This window comes from Bradyrhizobium sp. 199 (assembly GCF_023073355.1).
GTDB lineage: Bacteria > Pseudomonadota > Alphaproteobacteria > Rhizobiales > Xanthobacteraceae > Bradyrhizobium.
The window spans coordinates 1,014,447-1,032,028 of record NZ_JADPJI010000005.1 but is presented as its reverse complement, the minus strand read 5'-3'; the positions used below and the strand labels follow the sequence as shown (position 1 = coordinate 1,032,028).

17 protein-coding genes and 1 pseudogene are annotated in these 17,582 nt (G+C 65.4%); 9 read left to right on the top strand and 9 right to left on the bottom strand.

Features of this window, described 5'->3' with window-relative positions; genetic code table 11:
* Positions 1 to 70: 70 nt before the first annotated feature.
* Together IVB28_RS13410 and IVB28_RS13405 are read right to left on the bottom strand one after the other, a co-directional pair.
* Complete coding sequence (locus IVB28_RS13410) at positions 71 to 1,147, bottom strand: nitronate monooxygenase family protein (protein WP_247526719.1); 1,077 nt, start codon at positions 1,145 to 1,147, stop codon at positions 71 to 73.
* A 19-nt stretch (positions 1,148 to 1,166) separates the two neighbouring features.
* Positions 1,167 to 2,144, bottom strand: a complete 978-nt coding sequence (locus IVB28_RS13405; RefSeq protein ID WP_247526717.1) for a nitronate monooxygenase — start codon at positions 2,142 to 2,144, stop codon at positions 1,167 to 1,169.
* Positions 2,145 to 2,239: 95 nt separating this feature from the next.
* On the opposite strand from IVB28_RS13405, the gene IVB28_RS13400 reads away from it, so the two are divergent.
* Positions 2,240 to 3,130 (top strand): LysR family transcriptional regulator, encoded by an 891-nt coding sequence (locus IVB28_RS13400; protein WP_247526715.1) that lies wholly within the window; start codon positions 2,240 to 2,242, stop codon positions 3,128 to 3,130.
* Between the two features lie 167 nt (positions 3,131 to 3,297).
* Here IVB28_RS13400 and IVB28_RS13395 read toward each other — a convergent pair whose 3' ends face one another.
* Both IVB28_RS13395 and IVB28_RS13390 read right to left on the bottom strand, forming a co-directional pair.
* Positions 3,298 to 5,520 (bottom strand): DNA/RNA non-specific endonuclease, encoded by a 2,223-nt coding sequence (locus IVB28_RS13395; protein WP_247526713.1) that lies wholly within the window; start codon positions 5,518 to 5,520, stop codon positions 3,298 to 3,300.
* A gap of 319 nt (positions 5,521 to 5,839) precedes the next feature.
* Positions 5,840 to 6,053: pseudogene (locus IVB28_RS13390) on the bottom strand (hypothetical protein).
* Positions 6,054 to 6,099: 46 nt separating this feature from the next.
* On the opposite strand from IVB28_RS13390, the gene ruvX reads away from it, so the two are divergent.
* Positions 6,100 to 6,591, top strand: coding sequence for a Holliday junction resolvase RuvX (ruvX, locus tag IVB28_RS13385; RefSeq protein ID WP_247526710.1), 492 nt, complete (start codon positions 6,100 to 6,102; stop codon positions 6,589 to 6,591).
* Between the two features lie 3 nt (positions 6,592 to 6,594).
* On the top strand, positions 6,595 to 7,518 hold the full coding sequence (locus tag IVB28_RS13380; protein WP_247526708.1) for an AEC family transporter: 924 nt from the start codon (positions 6,595 to 6,597) through the stop codon (positions 7,516 to 7,518).
* 127 nt (positions 7,519 to 7,645) lie between these two features.
* On the opposite strand, the gene IVB28_RS13375 is transcribed toward IVB28_RS13380, so the two are convergent.
* Positions 7,646 to 8,410, bottom strand: a complete 765-nt coding sequence (locus IVB28_RS13375) for a type II CAAX endopeptidase family protein (protein ID WP_247526706.1) — start codon at positions 8,408 to 8,410, stop codon at positions 7,646 to 7,648.
* Positions 8,411 to 8,459: 49 nt separating this feature from the next.
* Positions 8,460 to 9,197 (bottom strand): M15 family metallopeptidase, encoded by a 738-nt coding sequence (locus tag IVB28_RS13370; RefSeq protein ID WP_247528529.1) that lies wholly within the window; start codon positions 9,195 to 9,197, stop codon positions 8,460 to 8,462.
* Between the two features lie 237 nt (positions 9,198 to 9,434).
* Between IVB28_RS13370 and IVB28_RS13365 the strand changes: the two genes are divergently transcribed.
* From IVB28_RS13365 to IVB28_RS13350, 4 genes are all read left to right on the top strand, one after another.
* A complete protein-coding gene (locus IVB28_RS13365; RefSeq protein ID WP_028135931.1) occupies positions 9,435 to 10,382 on the top strand; it encodes an aspartate carbamoyltransferase catalytic subunit in 948 nt (315 codons plus the stop codon).
* Complete coding sequence (locus IVB28_RS13360; protein ID WP_247526703.1) at positions 10,382 to 11,689, top strand: dihydroorotase; 1,308 nt, start codon at positions 10,382 to 10,384, stop codon at positions 11,687 to 11,689. The genes IVB28_RS13365 and IVB28_RS13360 overlap by 1 nt, the downstream gene beginning before the upstream one ends.
* 44 nt (positions 11,690 to 11,733) lie before the next feature.
* Positions 11,734 to 12,330, top strand: coding sequence for a glycerol-3-phosphate 1-O-acyltransferase PlsY (plsY, locus tag IVB28_RS13355; RefSeq protein ID WP_247526695.1), 597 nt, complete (start codon positions 11,734 to 11,736; stop codon positions 12,328 to 12,330).
* Between the two features lie 202 nt (positions 12,331 to 12,532).
* Complete coding sequence (locus IVB28_RS13350) at positions 12,533 to 13,732, top strand: patatin-like phospholipase family protein (protein WP_247526682.1); 1,200 nt, start codon at positions 12,533 to 12,535, stop codon at positions 13,730 to 13,732.
* On the opposite strand, the gene IVB28_RS13345 is transcribed toward IVB28_RS13350, so the two are convergent.
* Entirely contained in the window at positions 13,724 to 14,968 is a 1,245-nt protein-coding gene (locus IVB28_RS13345) for an amidase (RefSeq protein WP_247526681.1), read from the bottom strand. The two genes, IVB28_RS13350 and IVB28_RS13345, sit on opposite strands and share 9 nt — an antisense overlap.
* A gap of 91 nt (positions 14,969 to 15,059) precedes the next feature.
* Between IVB28_RS13345 and dprA the strand changes: the two genes are divergently transcribed.
* Positions 15,060 to 16,202, top strand: a complete 1,143-nt coding sequence (gene dprA, locus IVB28_RS13340) for a DNA-processing protein DprA (RefSeq protein WP_247526679.1) — start codon at positions 15,060 to 15,062, stop codon at positions 16,200 to 16,202.
* Here the strand turns inward: dprA and IVB28_RS13335 are convergent.
* Positions 16,199 to 16,609, bottom strand: coding sequence for a helix-turn-helix domain-containing protein (locus IVB28_RS13335; protein ID WP_247526677.1), 411 nt, complete (start codon positions 16,607 to 16,609; stop codon positions 16,199 to 16,201). The two genes, dprA and IVB28_RS13335, sit on opposite strands and share 4 nt — an antisense overlap.
* Positions 16,610 to 16,692: 83 nt before the next feature.
* Between IVB28_RS13335 and IVB28_RS13330 the strand changes: the two genes are divergently transcribed.
* Entirely contained in the window at positions 16,693 to 17,301 is a 609-nt protein-coding gene (locus IVB28_RS13330) for an NAD(P)H-dependent oxidoreductase (protein WP_247526675.1), read from the top strand.
* 72 nt (positions 17,302 to 17,373) lie between these two features.
* Here the strand turns inward: IVB28_RS13330 and IVB28_RS13325 are convergent, their stop codons facing one another.
* The gene (locus tag IVB28_RS13325; protein ID WP_247526673.1) at positions 17,374 to 17,556 is read right to left on the bottom strand and encodes a hypothetical protein; all 183 of its coding nucleotides are present in this window, start codon (positions 17,554 to 17,556) and stop codon (positions 17,374 to 17,376) included.
* Between the last annotated feature and the right edge of the window lie 26 nt (positions 17,557 to 17,582).

Genomic DNA, 17,582 nt, shown 5'->3' with positions numbered 1-17,582 from the left:
GGCCTCTCACGGCAAAACCTATGTGCCGTATAGCAGAGGCCGGTTTTGCGCCGCAACCGGCGTGGTTGGCCTAGCCGGCCAGCGCTTTCATGCGGGCCAGCGCGGATCTGGCGAGATCCCGGGTCAATTCAGCCGCCGGGACCTCGCGGCCCAAGGCGACGGCCTGGCCGGCCCACAGATTGGTGAAATCCACCCTGCCCTGTACTTCGGCAGCCGCCTTCAGCGGGCTCAGCGCGGTCGCGGCATGAGGAAATGGCGGGGCATCCGGCGAGATCGGGCCGGCCTCGCGCATCAGGCGGTTCTGGACGCCGCGCGCCGGCCGCCCGGTCATGACATTGGTGATGACAGTGGAATCATCCCGCGCTTCAGCGAGCGCCTTGCGGCTGCCCGCGCTGACCTTGGATTCCGGACAGCGCAGATAAGCGCTGCCGATCTGCACACCGGAGGCACCGAGTGCGAAAGCCGCGGCAATGCCGCGGCCGTCGGCGATGCCGCCGGCCGCAATCACCGGCACCTTCACGGCATCGACGACCTGCGGCACCAGCGCGAAGGTGCCGGGCTGCTCGGCGATCTTGTCGGTCAGGAACATGCCGCGATGACCGCCCGCCTCCGCACCTTGCGCGATCACGGCATCGACGCCGTGCTGTTCCAGCCAGACGGCTTCCTTCACCGTGGTGGCCGACGAGATGACGAGGCAGCCCGCCGCCTTGACGCGCTTGAGTAGCATCGCGTCCGGCAGGCCGAAATGGAAGCTGACGATTTCCGGCTTCAGCTCCTCGACGACCTCGCAAAAAGAGGCATCGAACGGTGCACGGTTCGCGGCGGTGATCGGCGCGGCGGGATCGAGGCCATGCTCGGTGTAATAGCCCGCGAGCCGTTGCTTCCAGCGCGCCTCAGCGTCCGCCGTAAGGTCAACCGGCGTGTGGCAGAAGAAGTTCATGTTCACCGGCCCCTTCACGCGCTGACGAATGAGCTTGACCTGCTCACGCGCCTTCTCCGGCGATAGCATCGCACTCGGCAAGGAACCGAGCCCGCCGCCTTCCGCCACGGCGATCACCAGCTCGGCATCCATCACGCCGGCCATCGGCGCCAGCACGATCGGCAATTCGGTCTTGAAGAGGTCGATCAGTCGACGGTCAGGCCACATGGTTTTGATCTCTCGTGGTTCAGGCAAGCGGTGCGATGGAATTACGCCGGCCGGTTAGCAGTTGCTCCGCTTCGGTCGCAATCCGCTCGACGATCTCGGCGGCGGACGGAATATCATGGATCAGGCCGACAGCCTCGCCGGCAAAGACAGCGGCGACCTCGAAATTGCCCGCGGCCTTCGCGGCGGCATATTCGACGCCAACCTCGGCCGCGCGCTGCATCAGGTCGATCTCGCAGCCGGTCCAGCGCCTGATGTGATCGTTGACCAGCGTTCGTGCCGTGAACGGGGCCGGCCAGAACAGGCTTCGCGACCAGTCGGCGACAACGCCGCGCACGGTATCGTTGCTGTTCGCCATGCGAATGCGCTCTTTGGCTCCCTGCGCGCCGTTGGCCTCCACGCTCGCGTAGAAGCGCGTGCCGATCAGCACGCCGGATGCGCCCAGCATCATCATGGCGGCGAGGCCCCGGCCGTCGGCGATCCCGCCGGCCGCGACGACAGGCACGCGTCCGGCCGCGAGATCGACGATCGCAGGGACGATGTCGACCGTCGTGCGCGATGCGCCATGGCCGCCGGCTTCGGTGCCCTGCGCGATCAGGATCTCCGCGCCGGCATCGAGCGCCTGCCTGGCCATGTCCTCGCTCTGCACCTGGCAGATCAGTCGCGCACCGCTCGCCTTGATGCGCGACGCGAACGGCGCGGGATCGCCGAATGACAGCATGATGGCCTGAGGGCGAGCGTCGAGCGCGATGTCGAGCAGTTCGGGTTGTTTTGCCAGGCTCCAGGTAATGAAGCCAATACCGAACGGCGCAAAGCCCTTCAACTCGGCGGCCTCTGTCTGAAGTCGGACAACGTCACCGTATCCGCCACCCAGGATGCCGAATCCGCCGGCCTGGCTGACAGCGCGGGTCAGCCGGCTGCCAGCGATGGTATCCATGGGAGCCGACAGGATCGGATGCCTGATCCCGAGCATCTCCGTCAGGGGCGTGGCAATCGGCATAGGTTCTCCCACTCTGGACAGGAAGAATAGGCGCGAATAACATTCTTCAAAATTGAATTCTACAGAACGCTGCCATCTAAAAAGAGAAACGGTCCATGGAACTCAGCGATCTCCAGACCTTTGCCGCCGTCGCCCGCACCGGCGGCATTACCCGCGCAGCGGATGAGCTGAATACCGTGCAATCCAACGTCACCCAGCGCGTGAAGGCGCTGGAGGCGGAGATCGGCACGGCACTGTTCGAACGCCATAGCCGCGGCATGACGCTGACCGGCGCGGGCAAGCGCCTCCTGCCCTACGCACAGCGGATGGCCGCGTTGTCGCGCGAGGCCGTGCTCGCCGCGCGCGACGATGGCGAGCCAAAGGGACCGCTTGCGATCGGCTCGATGGAAACGACCGCTGCGGTGCGGCTGCCGCCGCTGCTCGCTCATTTCCACCGCCGCTTCCCGGCCGTGCGGCTCTCCCTGCGCACCGCAACCACAGCCGATCTCGTCGCAGGCGTGCTCGAAGGTGCGCTCGACGGTGCCTTCGTCGCAGGTCCGATCGCGCATGTCGACCTCACGGCGACAAGCGCCTTCCGCGAGGAGCTGGTGCTGGTCAGCGCGCGGCGCTGGACCTCGCTCGCCGAGTTGCGCGCCGGCACGCCAGAGTCCGGCCCGACCGCGCTGGTGTTCCGCACCGGCTGCACGTACCGCCAACGGCTCGAGCAGATCTTCGTCGATTTCGGCTGGCCCTCGGCGGCACGCTTCGAGCTCGGGACACTCGACGGCATGATCGGCTGCGTCGCCGCAGACATGGGCGTGACGTTATTGCCGCGTGCGGTCGTCGAACGCAGCGCCATGAATGGCAGCGTCTCGATCCATACGTTGAGCGCCTCGCATGCGCGGGTCGAGACACTTTTCATCCAGCGTCGTGCCGGACATCAAACCAGCGCGCTGAGCGGTTTTGCCGCATGCCTGAAGACGGACGAGGACGTCATCGCCGCTTGAGGCGGTGACGCCGTGCCAGCCGCTGCTGCTCTGGCAGGCAAAGTCAAAAAGCGCGATGCGATCGGGATGAATCGTCATCGCGCTTTTGGCCAGTGTTTAAGACATGATCTCTCGGAAGGCCTCAGCAGGCTTTGCGCCAGAGGGGCGCTCCGAAGTCCGGATCTGCTCTACATTCGAATGTCCTCGTAGGACTCGATCAGCCGCGGGCCGACCGAGGTCGCCTCGTGCGAATCCGCGTCGGAGAGGTTGCCGAAATCCAGCTTGGTCAATTTCGCGAGGTTCGCGATCGAGACCTGGAAGACGCTGACGTCCTCCTCGGACATCTTTTCCAGCAGGTCCGCCTCCTCGATGCGGTCGATATCCATGATCAGCTTGCGCTGGCTCATCAGGAATGCCGCCGCCTTGAGAACGTCGTCATCTTTGTCGCGCCGGATCAGGATCTTCCAGAAATATTTCGGGATTTGAACGCCGCCGAAGCTTGGATCCTTGTGCGATCGCCCTGCCGGATTGGGCAGCTCGGATCCGTCGGCGTCCGGCCCGTCGAACACCGGACCGTTCATGACGATGCCCTTCTCCTCGCCCTCCAGCAGGACGTCACGGGTATAATCCTCAAGGCCCGCCCAGAGCTGCTTGCCTTGGTTGAACGAGAAGAACTGCGGCGAGCAGTTCGTGAAGTGGAAGGAATCGTCACCGTGCTGCTTGGCGGCGGCGACGGTGTCGCCCCAGGTCGCATCCAGCCGGCGCACGAGATGACCGCGGTCGAACGGATTTTTGCTGCGGTCCGCCTCGAACGTAGCCTGCTTGCGGTAGAACTCGTCGCCGATCTGGGCATCGTCGTCGATGCGCGGATCGCGCAGCCAGGAATCGCCTTCGCGCTTGCCGACGTCCTGCTGCTTGCGGCCGTCTATGTTGACACAGCTGAAGAAGGCGAGCCGGCGTTCCTTGTTCATGACGACGCTGTAATTGAAATATTTCAGTTCGGACTGCTTGGAGCTTCCCTTCAGCGTCGCGATTCGGGCCTTGAGCGCAGCCGGAATCTTCGGCAAGGGCACCGAGAACTTGCCTGTGCCGAGGAAATTCGCCTTGTAGCCAGGGCGCGATTTCAGCGTGCTCTGGTCGATATGCACGGCCTCCATGGGCAGGCCGTTGTTGACGCTGATGTGAGGTAGCAGGCCGGCCGGCGGCGGGATCAACGGCGTGCCGCCGTTTGGTATGCCGCCGTTGGACGCGCCGCCGTTGCCCCGCGCGGGGGTCGGCACGGGCGGCAGCGGAGCAAATGGAATCTCGGCCCTGAGCATCGGCAACGGCACGCGGATCGGAACCACGAGCGAGGTCCCGTCGAGGGTCTGCTCGACCCAGATATTGGCGCCGAAAGCAGGCGCTGTGGCCGGCGCGCGGACCTTCTCGATCTCCTGCCGGATCGGCGGCTCCTCCTCGTCCAGCACCGGCTTGATGAGGGGATGGGAGCCGACGGCAACCCTGAGATCGGCGATGATCGCGCTGATCCGGATGCCTTCATTGGCGACCCAATCGATCAGGGATTCATCCATCGACGGCTTCCACACCTTGCCGTCCTTGGTCAGGGTGCGGCCCTGCCCATCCTTGCGGGGCACGCCGCTGTGATGCAGCGCGACCACCTGCCAGAAGCGGTTGAACGCGGGCGAGCCCGACGATCCAGCCGTGGTATCGGTGTTGTACCAGAGGAAGTCGCCGACATATTTGAGCAGCTTGTTCTCGCGGACACAGACCTGCTTCATCTGCCCGCTGGGATGCTGAACGATGGTGAGATATTCGCCGGGGTCCGCCTTGCCGGGCGCGCCGCTGAGCGGCAGCCATCCGAAGTCCTCAAGCTCTTCCCCGCCCGACAGCGAAGTCGGCGCCACTGCGACGATCGAAAAATCCAGCCTGTCGTTGGTGTAGAAGAACTTGCTCGGCTCGAAGCCGAACCGGACCGAGACACGCTCCGTGCCCGAGATGTCGAGTTCGTAGTTGAAATCGGCGATCGAATTGGCGGCGTCGGCCGGCTTGCCGAACACATGATGGTTGGTCAGCAGCAAGCCGGGCCCGATCAGAAAGCCCGAGCCGTAGCCGAGCAGGTTCGATTTGAGATCCCTGAGCTGAATGCGGCAGACCGAGCGCGAGGCCGTGGTCCCCTTGGCGAGATAGTTGATGCTGTCGAGATCGTTGCCTTGGATGATCCGCTCCAGGCCGATCTCTGCCTTCTCCACGTCCTGCGTCTCGGCCAGCAGCTGGCGCTGGCGCAGGCGCATCTTGTCGACGGACATCTCGATCGGACCGTCGCCCAGTTTTCGGTTCAGGACTTCCGGTGAAAACTCGGCTTGCTTGAATCGCCGTTCTGCGCCCGCGATCAGGCTTGGCTTGATGAACATGATGACCTCTCGAAAATTCGGATGAACATCGACGTGTGGACGCTGAAAATTGCGCCAAGGCTGCAGTGCGGCCCGACCGGCCGTTCACTGCCAAGAATTGTTCAAAAATCGGGACCGGCCCGTTACTACTTAAGCCCGATAAACTTACGCCGCCACAACCGAAGCGTCAATCGATGCCGACGGCCGCTTGCGCGACATCATGTCATGGGAAGCGGCTTTGCTTGTGTGAACTACACAACAAATGAGCGATGTTCTCGCGTGCGTGCATCACGATTTCGAAAGTCCTTCTCGGGAGCGGACCGAAGACGAGTTTCTCTCGCTACGCCTTTCGATGCCACCGCCGCAGCGCCACCAATGCCCAGACCGCTTCGACCAGACCGAACGGCCCAGGCGCCCTGGAGAAAACCGTAGGCCGAGCCGAGCGCGCAGGACGCCGCGAACAGCAGCACGAACCAGTGGCTGCGGTCTTCCATCGCATAGCAGACCAGCATCGCCGCGACGGCCAACAGGCCGAATAGTGTCAGCACATCCATGTTCCGGGTTCACTCCGCAGCGCGACGCATGATATGCGCTAAATCCATGCCGGCTCTTATCCTGCCTCTCGTCGATGCTGCAACCTACTGGCCCGCGCGCGGCGCGCTGGTCGGGCTTGATTTGGGCACCAAGACCATCGGCGTTGCCGTGTCCGACCCGGACCGGCGGCTTGCGACCGGCGTCGAAACGGTACGGCGCAAGGCGTTCAAGCAGGACGCCGCCCGGTTGCTCGCGATTGCGGCCGAGCGCAAGGCGGCCGGTTTCGTGCTGGGCCTGCCCATCAACATGGACGGCAGCGAAGGACCGCGCGCGCAATCCACCCGCGCCTTCGCCCGCAACCTTGCCGGCCTTACCGCGCTTCCCATCGGCCTGTGGGACGAGCGGCTTTCGACCGCGGCGGTCGAGCGCGAGCTGATCGGCATGGACGTCAGCCGCGCCAAACGCGCCGAAGTGATCGACGAGCATGCCGCGATCTTCATCCTGCAAGGCGCGCTCGACCGCCTCGCCAATCTTAACGCCGCCTCGGGGACCGACTGATCCATGGCCGTCGTGATCGCGGCGCTGCTGCCGGTCTTCATCCTCATCGTGCTCGGCGTGGTGCTCAAGCGCAGCCTGATGCGGCTCGACACGCAATGGCACGGGCTGGAGCGGCTGACCTATTTCGTGCTGTTTCCGATGCTGCTGATCCAGACCCTGGTGAAGGCCGATCTGTCCAAGGTGCCGGTCGCCGGCGTCGGCGGCGCGCTGCTGCTGTCGGCGCTGGCGATGTCGCTGCTCTGCCTCGCGCTCCGCCCTGCGCTGGCGCGGCTCGGTATCGACGGGCCCGCCTTCACCTCGATCTTCCAGGGCGCGACACGCTGGCAGACTTATGTCGCGCTCTCCGTTTCCGCCAACATGTTCGGCGATGTCGGGCTGGCGCTGGCCTCCGTCGCGATGGTCGCGATCATCCCGCTGGTCAACGTGTTCAGCGTTGCCGTGCTCGCCCATTATGCTGCGCCAGAAAAGCAATCCGGCCGCGCCATCGTCATGACATTGGTGCGCAACCCCCTGATCTGGGCCTGCGCGATCGGACTGTTGGTCAACATCACCCACCTGCCGCTGCCGAAACTCTGGCATGAGGTGGCGGATGCGCTCGGCCGCTCCTCGCTCGCGATCGGCCTGCTCGTCACGGGGGCGGGATTGCATCTCGAAGGCCTGCTGCGCCCGAGCGCCGGCGCTGCCATCGGCGTCGCTTTCAAGCTCGTGCTGATGCCCGCACTTGCCCTCGCCCTCGCCGTCTGGTTCGGGCTGTCAGGCGAGAGCCTGGCGATCGTTGCGATCTGCTCCGCGGTCCCGACCTCTTCGAGCGCCTATGTCCTGGCGCGCCAGATGGGCGGCGATGCGCCGCTGCTGGCGCAGATCATCACGCTGCAGACGATTTTGGCAGCGATCACGATGCCGATCGCGATCGCGCTGGTGGCTTGACAATGGTCATTGCGCGCGCACCCGTCTCACCCCGTCATTGCGAGGAGCCCTTGCGACGAAGCAATCCAGGATCTTCCCGCGGAGGGATTCTGGATGCTTCGCTGCGCTCGCAATGACCGAATATGGACTAGCTCCCCAGCCACATCGTCAGCACCACGGCCGTCAAATTATTCAGCGCGTGCAGCACGATGGTGAGCCAGAGCGAGTTGGCCCGATAGCGCATGTAGCCAAACCACAGGCCGATGGAGAAGACTTCGGCGAGGAAGTACATGTCGTATTGCAGATGCACGACCGTCCACACCAGCGACGACAGGACGATCGCGCCGGGCACGCGCAGGAAGCTCGCCGACCAGCCGCGAAACAGGAATCCGCGCGCCAAGACCTCTTCCGACATCGGTGCCGCCACGCTGAAGGCGAGCAGCAGCATCACGGCGGCGCCCTTGTCGCGGCCCGATTTCAAGAGATCGGTCATGAAGCCCGGTGTCGCCTCGCGGCCTAGGGATCGCGATGTGACCTCCCAGGCCAGCACGATCACGATGAGACCGACGGCGCCGAACAGGAGTTGCTTCCATGACGGCCAATGCAGTGCGAGGTAATCGACGAAAGAGACCTTCTTGATGCGGATAGCCAGCCACACCACCGCCAGCGTCGCCGGCAATCCCATGATCACCGATAGCGCCAGCGCCTGCGGCTCGTGGCCGACGAGCTGAAGCGAGGCGAGATCCATCGGAAGGCCACGCTGCACCGCCAGCAGAACAATGGCGCCGATCTGCCCGATGAACATCGCGGCGAAAATAAGCAGGCCCCATATCGCCGTGCCCCAGAACTTCCAGACCCCCGGCGCCGCTGGCGTCACGGTCGGCGGCGGATGATCGGGATTGAGCGAGTCCATCAAAGCGCTTTCGTTTGGGGGAAGCATTCCGGGCTGGTCGGATTGCGATCTACTTCATCCGCGGCTGGATCGGGAAATCATAGGCTGCCCCACCGGCCCCTGGCAGGGAAAAATGCCACCACTCTTTCGAATAGTTCACAAAGCCTTGCCTGGCCATCGCAGCAACCAGCCGCCTGCGCCAGGCGCGCTGCTCCGGCGTGATTGACGGTGCCGCAGTATGGCCTTTCGTGTCGGTGCAGTCGTAGCCGGTGCCCATGTCGACGCTGCCTTCCGGCGCGCGCGTCTCGACGGAGGCCGTGCAGTCGGCATAGGTCCTTGACGGGTCGTACCTGCCCGAATTGTCAGCTTTGAGATCAACCAGCGTGAGATCGAGTGCTGCACCGGTGGAGTGCTGCGAACGGCTCGCGATGTAGCCGAGGCGGAACAGCTCGGTCTTCGCGATCTTCGGATTGTAGCGCCGCTCGGCGGCGGTCTCGTGGCCGTTCTGCGACCACTTGACCATGTCGAGCGAAGCCCGCGCCGGCCGGTAGCAGTCAAACATTTTCAGCGACAGGTTTTGCCCCGCCAGCTCCTCCTGCACCGCCTTCAGCCGCAGCCCCACCTCCCGCTTCACCACGCATTCGCCCGCACCGTAGCCGGCGAGCGGACGGCCGATGAAATTGTTCGAGGTGGCGTAGCGGATGTCCTGGACGATGCTCGGGTCGATGTCGCGCAAATAGACGAAGCCGCCGGGCAGCGATTGGGCGTGGGCGGATGAGATGAAGCCGATTGCCACGACCGCAGCCATTGTTGGTTTCACGCGATGTCTCCCATCGTCATGGCCGGGCTTGTCCCGGCCATCCACGAGGTTTTTGCGTCAAATGCGATAGAGATCGTGGATGCCCGGGACAAGCCCGGGCATGACGGAGAAAAACGCCAGCAGCTCCAGGCCGCGTCGTGCCACGCCGACAGATCAGGGGATAACTCACTTCCTCGCCTTTGCCCCTTGCTCCCCCCGCCATCCCCCCCTATAGCTCTGCTTTTAATGACATCGAAATCGACCTTCGTCCTCGGCCACCGGCATTTGCTGGGCATCGAGGGCCTTTCCGCGGCCGACATCACCGGCCTCCTCGACCTGTCCGAAGAATACGTCGAGCTCAACCGTCAGGTTGACAAGAAGCGCACCGTCCTGCGGGGACGGACGCAGGTGAACCTCTTCTTCGAGGCCTCCACCCGGACCCAGTCCTCGTTCGAGCTCGCCGGCAAGCGCTTAGGTGCCGACGTCATGAACATGTCGGTGTCCTCCTCGTCCATGAAGAAGGGCGAGACGCTGATCGACACCGCGATGACCCTGAACGCGATGCATCCGGACATCCTGGTGATGCGCCATCACGCCTCCGGCGCGGTGGAACTGCTGGCGCGCAAGGTTGACGGTTCCGTGATCAATGCCGGCGACGGCGCCCACGAGCATCCGACGCAAGCCTTGCTCGACGCGCTGACCATCCGTCGCAACAAGGGCCGGATCGAAGGGCTCGTGGTCGCAATCTGCGGCGACGTGCTGCATTCGCGTGTCGCCCGCTCCAACATCATCCTGCTCAACACGATGGGCGCCCGTGTCCGCGTGGTCGGCCCCACGACATTGTTGCCGCCCGGCATCGAGCGGATGGGCGTCGAGGTCGCGCGCGACATGCGCGAGGGACTCAACGGTGCTGACATCGTCATGATGCTGCGGCTCCAGCGCGAGCGCATGAACGGCTCCTTCGTGCCGTCGTCTTCCGAATATTTCCACTATTTCGGGCTCGACCAGAAGAAGCTCGCCTACGCCAAGCCGGACGCCCTGGTGATGCATCCCGGCCCCATGAACCGCGGCGTGGAGATCGACTCGATCGTCGCCGACGGCGCCCAGTCCCTGATCCGCGAACAGGTGGAGATGGGCGTCGCCGTGCGCATGGCGGTGCTGGAAGCGCTCGCCCGTAACCTGCCGAACGCGTGATGCCAATGTTGACCGATCGCCGCCCCATCCTGCTCGCCAACGCCCGCGTCGTCGATCCTTCCAGGGATTTCGACGGTGTCGGCGACGTTCTCATCGCCGATGGCATCATCCGCGAAACCCGCCGCGGCATTGGCGCTGCCGGCGTTCCCGAAGGCACCGACATCGTCAACTGCTCCGGCAAGGTCGTCGCGCCCGGCCTGATCGACATGCGTGCCTTCGTCGGCGAACCCGGCTTCAGCCATCGCGAGACCTTCGCCACCGCGAGCCAGGCGGCTGCGACCGGCGGCATCACCACCATTATCTGCCAGCCCGACACCTCTCCGGTGATCGATAATTCGGCGACCGTCGACTTCGTGATGCGCCGCGCCCGCGACACCGCGATCGTCAACATCCAGCCGATGGCGGCGCTCACCAAGGGCATGCACGGCGAGGAGATGACCGAGTTCGGCCTGCTCAAAGCCGCTGGCGCCATCGCCTTCGGCGATAGCGCCAGAAGCGTGACCAATGCGCAGGTGATGCGCCGCGCGTTGACCTACGCGCGCGATTTCGACGCGCTGATCGTCCACTACACCGAGGACCCCGATCTGGTCGGCGAGGGCGTGATGAACGAGGGCGAGTTCGCATCGCGCCTCGGCCTGGTGGGCATCCCGAATGCCGCCGAGGCGGTGATGCTCGAACGCGACATGCGCCTCGTGGCGTTGACCGGCGGCCGCTATCACGCGGCCTCGCTGACCTGCATCGACTCGCTCGACGTCCTGCAGCGGGCCCGCGATGCCGGGCTCGCGGTCAGCGCCTCGGTCTCGATCAATCATCTCGCGCTGAACGAGAACGACATCGGCCCCTACCGGTCGTTCCTGAAGCTGGCGCCCCCACTGCGGACCGAGAACGACCGCCGCGCGCTGGTGGCCGCAATCGCCTCCGGCCTCCTCGACGTCATCATGTCCGACCACAATCCGCAGGACGTCGAGGTCAAGCGCCTGCCGTTCGCGGAAGCCGCTCCCGGCGCCCTCGGTCTGGAAACCATGCTGCCCGCCGGCCTGCGCCTCGTTCACAATGGCGAACTGGAACTGAAGACACTGATCCGGGCGATGTCGACCCGCCCGGCCGAGTTGCTCGGCTTGCCTGGCGGAACCCTGCGCCCAGGCAGCCCGGCCGACGTGATCGTGATCGACCCCGATGTGCCCTGGGTGGTCGATCCCGCCGACCTCAAATCGCCCTGCAAGAACACCCCGTTCGACGAGGCCCGCTTTACAGGCCGCGTGGTGCGCACCATTGTCGGTGGTCGCACGGTGTACGAGCATGTCTGACGTGCGAGATCGCGCGATCGATATCCAGCCTTTGGAGATGAGCCATGGGGCTTGAAGCATTCCTGCCGGTGGCACTCGTGATCGGCTACCTCTTCGGCTCGATTCCGTTCGGCCTGGTTCTGACCAGGCTCGCCGGCACCCAGGATATCCGCTCGATCGGCTCCGGCAGCATCGGCGCCACCAACGTGCTGCGCACCGGACGCAAGAGCCTCGCCGCAGGCACCCTGCTGCTCGACGCGCTCAAAGGCACCGCGGCCGTGGTGATCGCCGGCTACCTTGCCGGCCCCAATGCCGCCATGGTGGCCGGGCTCGGCGCCTTCCTCGGCCATCTTTTCCCAGTCTGGCTGAAGTTCAAGGGCGGCAAAGGCGTCGCCGTCTATATCGGCATCCTGCTCGGCCTGTTTTGGCCCGGCATGGTGGTGTTCTGCCTGCTCTGGCTGGCGACCGCCCTCACTACCCGCTACTCATCGCTCTCGGCGCTGGTGGCGGCGTTTATCGCGCCAATGTTCCTGTGGTGGTTCGGGCACCTCGCGCTCGCAGCCTTGTTCGCGGTGCTGACGCTGCTCTTGTTCTACGCGCATCGCGAGAACATCAAGCGATTGCAAGGGGGCAAGGAAAGCCGGATCGGCGAGAAGGCTTAGAGCGTTCTCGAGCGAAGTGGATACGGTTCGCATCAGAGAACGCGTCAAACAAGAATCCAAAGCCGGGCATCTACGGATACCGAAGCGACCTTCTGCATTATATCTCAAATCCTGTTCGCTACTTGCGACCGAATCACGGTTGTATGGCGAGCGGGTTCCGAACCTGTCATCCCGACAGCGGAAATGGCGGCGGTTGCTCAGAATGAGCGAGAAAATTGGCGGCGCGTGTGACGAGGTTGGTTCACTCGGTGCTTCCGGCACCGCAGCAAGCCGGCTGCTCTCGACGACCAATATCTGGTCCGACGCGCCCTCGCCTCCACCTTCGCCAAAACCTGTTCCGGTTTTGCCGCCGGCGCCCCAACCCGATGTGATCGCGCCAGCGCCTGTGACAATCGAGGTCGTGAGCAGAGCTGCGCCGATCGCGACCGTGCAGCCGCGTTCCAACCAATGGCCGCCGCGGAGACTCTCGCTGGCCCTGCAGGGCGGCGGCACCTTTGCCGCCTTCACCTGGGGCGTGCTGGAGCGGCTGCTGGAAGACCCGATCGAGATCGACACCATCAGCGGCGCCAGCGCCGGCGCCGTCAATGCGTTCCTGCTCGCCTCGGGCCTCGCCGAGGGCGGCCGCGAAGCTGCACGCAGCCGGCTGAACCGGTTCTGGCTTCGCCTGATGCACGAGGGCTCGTTCCGCTCGCTGATGCTGGTCGGCGGCTTCTCGCCGGCGGGAAGCTCGGTCGCATTCGGTCCGACCTTGCGCTCCGGCCAGTTCGATCCATTCGATCTCGATCCGCTCAGGCAGGCGCTGTCGCGCGACATCGACTTTTCCGCATTGCGCAGTGCCCGCGCTCCCAAGCTGCTGATCGCGGCGACGCGGATCCGCGACGGGCATCAGCAGATCTTCCGCAACGACGCCCTCACCGCCGACGTCGCGCTGGCCTCGACCTGCCCGCCCCTGGTTCACTGCGCAGTCGAGATCGACGGCGAAGCCTACTGGGACGGCGGCCTCGGCGGCAATCCGCCCCTGCTGCGGCTGGTGCAGGAGACGACGACTTCCGACGTCCTGCTCGTCCAGGTCACGCCGACGCGCGACAGCTATGTGCCGATCACCCTCGCCGCGATCGACCGCCGGCTCGACCAGATCGCAGCCAATGCCGCGCTCAATGCCGAGATCGCGGCGATCGCATGGGCGCAGTCGCACGCAGCCTCTTCGCTGCGGCTCACCCGGATCGCGGCAGAAGACTCCATTGACGGCCTGGCGCAGCGCTCATCGACCGATCTCGGCCGCGGCTTCATTCGCCTCTTGCACCGAAGCGGCCGCGCAGCCGCCGAGCGCTGGCTCGGGCAAGGCGCGACGAGCAACGAGGCCCAACGCCAATCGCCCGTGGCGGAACCGGCGCTAGCCTGACTTCGCCAGCGCGTCTTCCAGGAACCACGCCGTCGCCAGCGCGCGCGCGTCGTTGCCGAAGCGCGCGATCACCTGCACGCCAACAGGCAGGCCACCCACCTTCAGCACCGGCACGTTGACGCAAGGGTTGCCCATCAGCGTCCAGAGCCGGTTGTAGCGGGGATCGCCCGTGGTCGCGAGCTCCTTGGCCGGCGGCGTGCCCGGCGCCGAATAGGTCAGGAGCGCGTCAAAACCCTCGAACAGCTCGCCGAGTTCGCGGCGGCCGCGGCGGCTGATCCGCCGCGCCTCGTCATATTCCTTCGGCGTCAGATGGGCCGTTGCATCGAGGCTTGCCCGCAGCATCGGCGCGATCTCGTCGTGACGCTCCGAAAACTCCCAGGCAAGCGCGCGATGGGCCTCGAAATCCTGGACGATGGGGTGGATGCGCCAGGCTTCCTGCACCCCCTGGGGCAGGTCGATGACCTGCACACTGGCACCGGCGCGCTCCGCCGCCTTGATCGCGGCCAGCAACCCCTCTTCCGCCGCCGGCTCCACGCCGCCGGCGAACTCCTGCCTGACGACGCCGATGCGCGGCGACGTCGCCGGAACGATGCCGGAAAATTCGCTGCGGCCCGTCATCGCCAGGAGTCCGCGCGCCAGGTCCTCCGCACGCGCGCCGAACAGGCCGACCGTGTCGAGCGCCCACGAGTAGCATTTGACTCCGACCGTCGGCAGCATTCGGAACGACGGCTTGATCGCAGCGGTCCCGCAATAGGCGGCGGGCCGGATCACCGAGCCGCCGGTCTGGGTCCCCAGCGCCAGCGGGATCATGCCGGCGCCGACCGCCGCCGCAGAGCCCGAGGACGAGCCGCCCGGCGAGTGGCCAAGGTGGTGCGGATTGAGTGTCGGGGTCGGATCGCGCGAGGCAAAGGCCGTGGTCGTGGTCTTGCCGATGATGGTGGCGCCTGCCCGCTTCAGCATCATCACCACGGGCGCATCCGCGCGCGGCTGCCAGCCGCGATAGATCTCGGAGCCCATCTCCGTCGGCATATTGGCGGTGTCGATGATGTCCTTGATGCCGACCGCGATGCCGCGCAGCGGACCGGAGGCTTGCGCTATTGCCGACTTGTCGTGGCGGACGAAGGCGCGGACGTCCTTCTCCCTGGCCTCGATCGCCGCATGCGACTGCGCGATCGCGGCATCGGGCGACAACTCGCCGGCTTCAATGCGACGCTGGAGATCGGCGAGTGAGATCATGGCAACATCCTTCTTATTGGGATCGCTTTTAGCATCGGGGCGAGGCCACGCAAGCACACGTCCCTGTTGCGCAACGCCCTCAGGTTGTTCCATGCTGCCCCTGCAAGGAGACACCGTGGACGCCATCAATCCAAGCATGGAGCTGACGGAGGCTGAACGGATCGACCGCCTGCGGCTGATCCGTTCCGACAATGTCGGGCCGCGCACCTTCCGCTCGCTGGTCGATCATTTCGGCAGCCCGCGCGCCGCGCTGGAGCGGCTGCCTGATCTGGCGCGCCGCGGGGGCGCGCAGCGATCGGGGCGCATCTGCAGCGCCGATGAGGCCAAGGCCGAGCTCGCCGCAAGCCGCAAATTCGGCATCGCCTGGCTCGCGCCGGGCGAGGACGGCTATCCGGCCCGGCTGGCGATGATCGACGATGCGCCGCCGCTGCTCGCCGTGCGGAGCGACAGGAAAACCTTGATGCGGCCGATGATCGCGATCGTCGGCTCGCGCAATGCTTCCGGCGCCGGACTGAAATTCGCAGGCATGCTGGCGCGTGAGCTCGGCGAAGCCGGCTTCGTGGTCATCTCCGGCCTCGCCCGCGGCGTCGACCAGGCCGCGCATCGCACGAGCGTCGAAAGCGGCACCGTCGCCGTGCTGGCCGGCGGGCATGACTGCATCTATCCGCCCGAACATGGTGATCTCCTCACTGCAATCCTCGACCACGCGGGCGCCGCGATCTCCGAGATGCCGCTCGGCCACGAGCCGCGCGCCCGTGACTTCCCTCGCCGCAACCGGCTGATCTCGGGCGCCTCGCTCGGCGTGGTCGTGGTGGAAGCGGCGCACCGCTCGGGTTCGCTGATCACCGCGCGCATGGCGGCCGAACAGGGCCGCGAGGTGTTCGCGGTGCCCGGCTCGCCGCTCGACCCGCGCGCCGCCGGCGCCAATGATCTGATCAAGCAGGGCGCAACGCTCGTCACGGAAGCCGCCGACATCGTCAACGCGGTCCAGCCGATCATGGAGCGGCCGCCGATGCATCCGGCCGAAGAGCCCGACAGCGAGCCGTTCGAGAGCGATCCGCAAGGCCACGACCGCGACCAGATCACCGGCCTGCTTGGGCCGACGCCAATCTCGATCGATGACCTCGTGCGCATGTCAGGAGCCTCGCCCGCGATCGTGCGCACCGTGCTGCTGGAGCTCGAGCTTGCCGGAAAGCTCGAGCGCCATGGGGGCGGATTGGTGTCGCTGGTTTAGGTCTCGTTGCGCGCGTCGAAGCGTGTGCGTGCCGCCGCGATCTGCTCCTGATGCGCGATCGCCCATTGCCCGAGCGCCTTTACCGGCTGTTGCAGCCCGCGACCAAGATCGGTCAGTTCGTAATCCACGCGCGGCGGAATGGTCGGGAAGATCGTGCGCGTGATGAGGCCGTCGCGCTCCAGCCCGCGCAGCGTCAAGGTCAGCATCCGCTGCGAGATGCCGTTGATCATGCGCTTGAGCTCGTTGAAGCGCTTCGGCCCGTCGCTGAGCATCATGATCACGAACACGCTCCATTTGTCGCCGACGCGCGACAGCACCGAGGCCACGCCGCGGCAGTCGGCATGGTCGGGATTCGGCCTCGGTGAGGCAGGCAAATCGATGTGCTCAAGTTTCAAGGATGTGTCCATGGCTCAAAAAAGTGCGTTCTTGCGGGGATTTTGATAGTCACTCATGTAGCTCTGGTTACAAACATATACCAGGGTGCTCCCGAATGAAACTTCTCCATATCGACTCCAGCGTGCTCGGCCCCCACTCCGTCTCCCGGCAGGTCTCCGCCGCCATCGTCGACCGGCTGCGCCAGGCGACGCCTGCGCTGGACATCGTCTATCGCGACCTGACCCAGAGCCCGCTCGCCCACCTCTCCGGCTCCCATCTCGCCGCCGCGCAAGGCGCACCTGCGCCGGCGGAGCTGGGCCCCGACCTCGCGGCGGGCGCGGCCGCGCTGGATGAGTTCCTTGCCGCCGACATCGTCGTGATCGGCGCGCCCATGTACAATTTCACCATTCCGAGCCAGCTCAAGGCCTGGATCGACCGCGTCCTGGTGGCGGGGAAGACGTTCAGCTATGGGGCGAACGGACCGCAGGGTCTTGCCGGTGGCAAGCGCGTGATCTTCGCAATCTCGCGCGGGGGCTATTACGGCGCGGGCTCGCCGGCCGCGTCGCTGGAGCATCTCGAAACGTATCTTCGTGGCGTGTTCGGCTTCATGGGCATTCACGCCCCCGAATTCATCAGTGCCGACGGCATCCAGGTCGGGCCGGAGCACCGCGAGAAGTCGCTCGCAAGCGCGCTTCAGGCGGCAACCAGCCTCCGGGCGGCCTGAGGCGACGCGCACATCATCAGCCGCCGCAACACCGCGTGCGGCGGCTGATCGAACGGCGCGCGAGCGACAACGCTAAAACCAGGCGCCCTGAATGCCGAGGATGACGGCGACGAGCGAAACGAACAGGCCGATACCGGCGAAAACAGCCACCCCGATGAACTCGGAGACGTCGGAATGCCTGGCGGGAACGGCGGAGTTTTCGGTGTAAATGGGCGGTGCTGAAATCAGAGAAATAATACGAGCTGCCTTTGGCATTTCGGGCTCCCTCGAAAATGAGTCTT

Bases quoted from the DNA above. Each gene is read 5' to 3' on its own strand.
- ruvX (WP_247526710.1), top strand. From the start codon at position 6,100: ATGCCGGCTCTTATCCTGCCTCTCGTCGATGCTGCAACCTACTGGCCC.
- IVB28_RS13365 (WP_028135931.1), top strand. From the start codon at position 9,435: ATGACATCGAAATCGACCTTCGTCCTCGGCCACCGGCATTTGCTGGGC.
- IVB28_RS13380 (WP_247526708.1), top strand. From the start codon at position 6,595: ATGGCCGTCGTGATCGCGGCGCTGCTGCCGGTCTTCATCCTCATCGTG.
- IVB28_RS13345 (WP_247526681.1), bottom strand. From the start codon at position 14,968: ATGATCTCACTCGCCGATCTCCAGCGTCGCATTGAAGCCGGCGAGTTG.
- IVB28_RS13360 (WP_247526703.1), top strand. From the start codon at position 10,382: ATGCCAATGTTGACCGATCGCCGCCCCATCCTGCTCGCCAACGCCCGC.
- dprA (WP_247526679.1), top strand. From the start codon at position 15,060: ATGCTGCCCCTGCAAGGAGACACCGTGGACGCCATCAATCCAAGCATG.
- IVB28_RS13330 (WP_247526675.1), top strand. From the start codon at position 16,693: ATGAAACTTCTCCATATCGACTCCAGCGTGCTCGGCCCCCACTCCGTC.
- IVB28_RS13375 (WP_247526706.1), bottom strand. From the start codon at position 8,410: ATGGACTCGCTCAATCCCGATCATCCGCCGCCGACCGTGACGCCAGCG.
- IVB28_RS13350 (WP_247526682.1), top strand. From the start codon at position 12,533: ATGAGCGAGAAAATTGGCGGCGCGTGTGACGAGGTTGGTTCACTCGGT.
- IVB28_RS13395 (WP_247526713.1), bottom strand. From the start codon at position 5,520: ATGTTCATCAAGCCAAGCCTGATCGCGGGCGCAGAACGGCGATTCAAG.
- IVB28_RS13405 (WP_247526717.1), bottom strand. From the start codon at position 2,144: ATGCCGATTGCCACGCCCCTGACGGAGATGCTCGGGATCAGGCATCCG.
- IVB28_RS13370 (WP_247528529.1), bottom strand. From the start codon at position 9,197: ATGGCTGCGGTCGTGGCAATCGGCTTCATCTCATCCGCCCACGCCCAA.
- IVB28_RS13400 (WP_247526715.1), top strand. From the start codon at position 2,240: ATGGAACTCAGCGATCTCCAGACCTTTGCCGCCGTCGCCCGCACCGGC.
- IVB28_RS13410 (WP_247526719.1), bottom strand. From the start codon at position 1,147: ATGTGGCCTGACCGTCGACTGATCGACCTCTTCAAGACCGAATTGCCG.
- IVB28_RS13325 (WP_247526673.1), bottom strand. From the start codon at position 17,556: ATGCCAAAGGCAGCTCGTATTATTTCTCTGATTTCAGCACCGCCCATT.
- IVB28_RS13335 (WP_247526677.1), bottom strand. From the start codon at position 16,609: ATGGACACATCCTTGAAACTTGAGCACATCGATTTGCCTGCCTCACCG.
- plsY (WP_247526695.1), top strand. From the start codon at position 11,734: ATGGGGCTTGAAGCATTCCTGCCGGTGGCACTCGTGATCGGCTACCTC.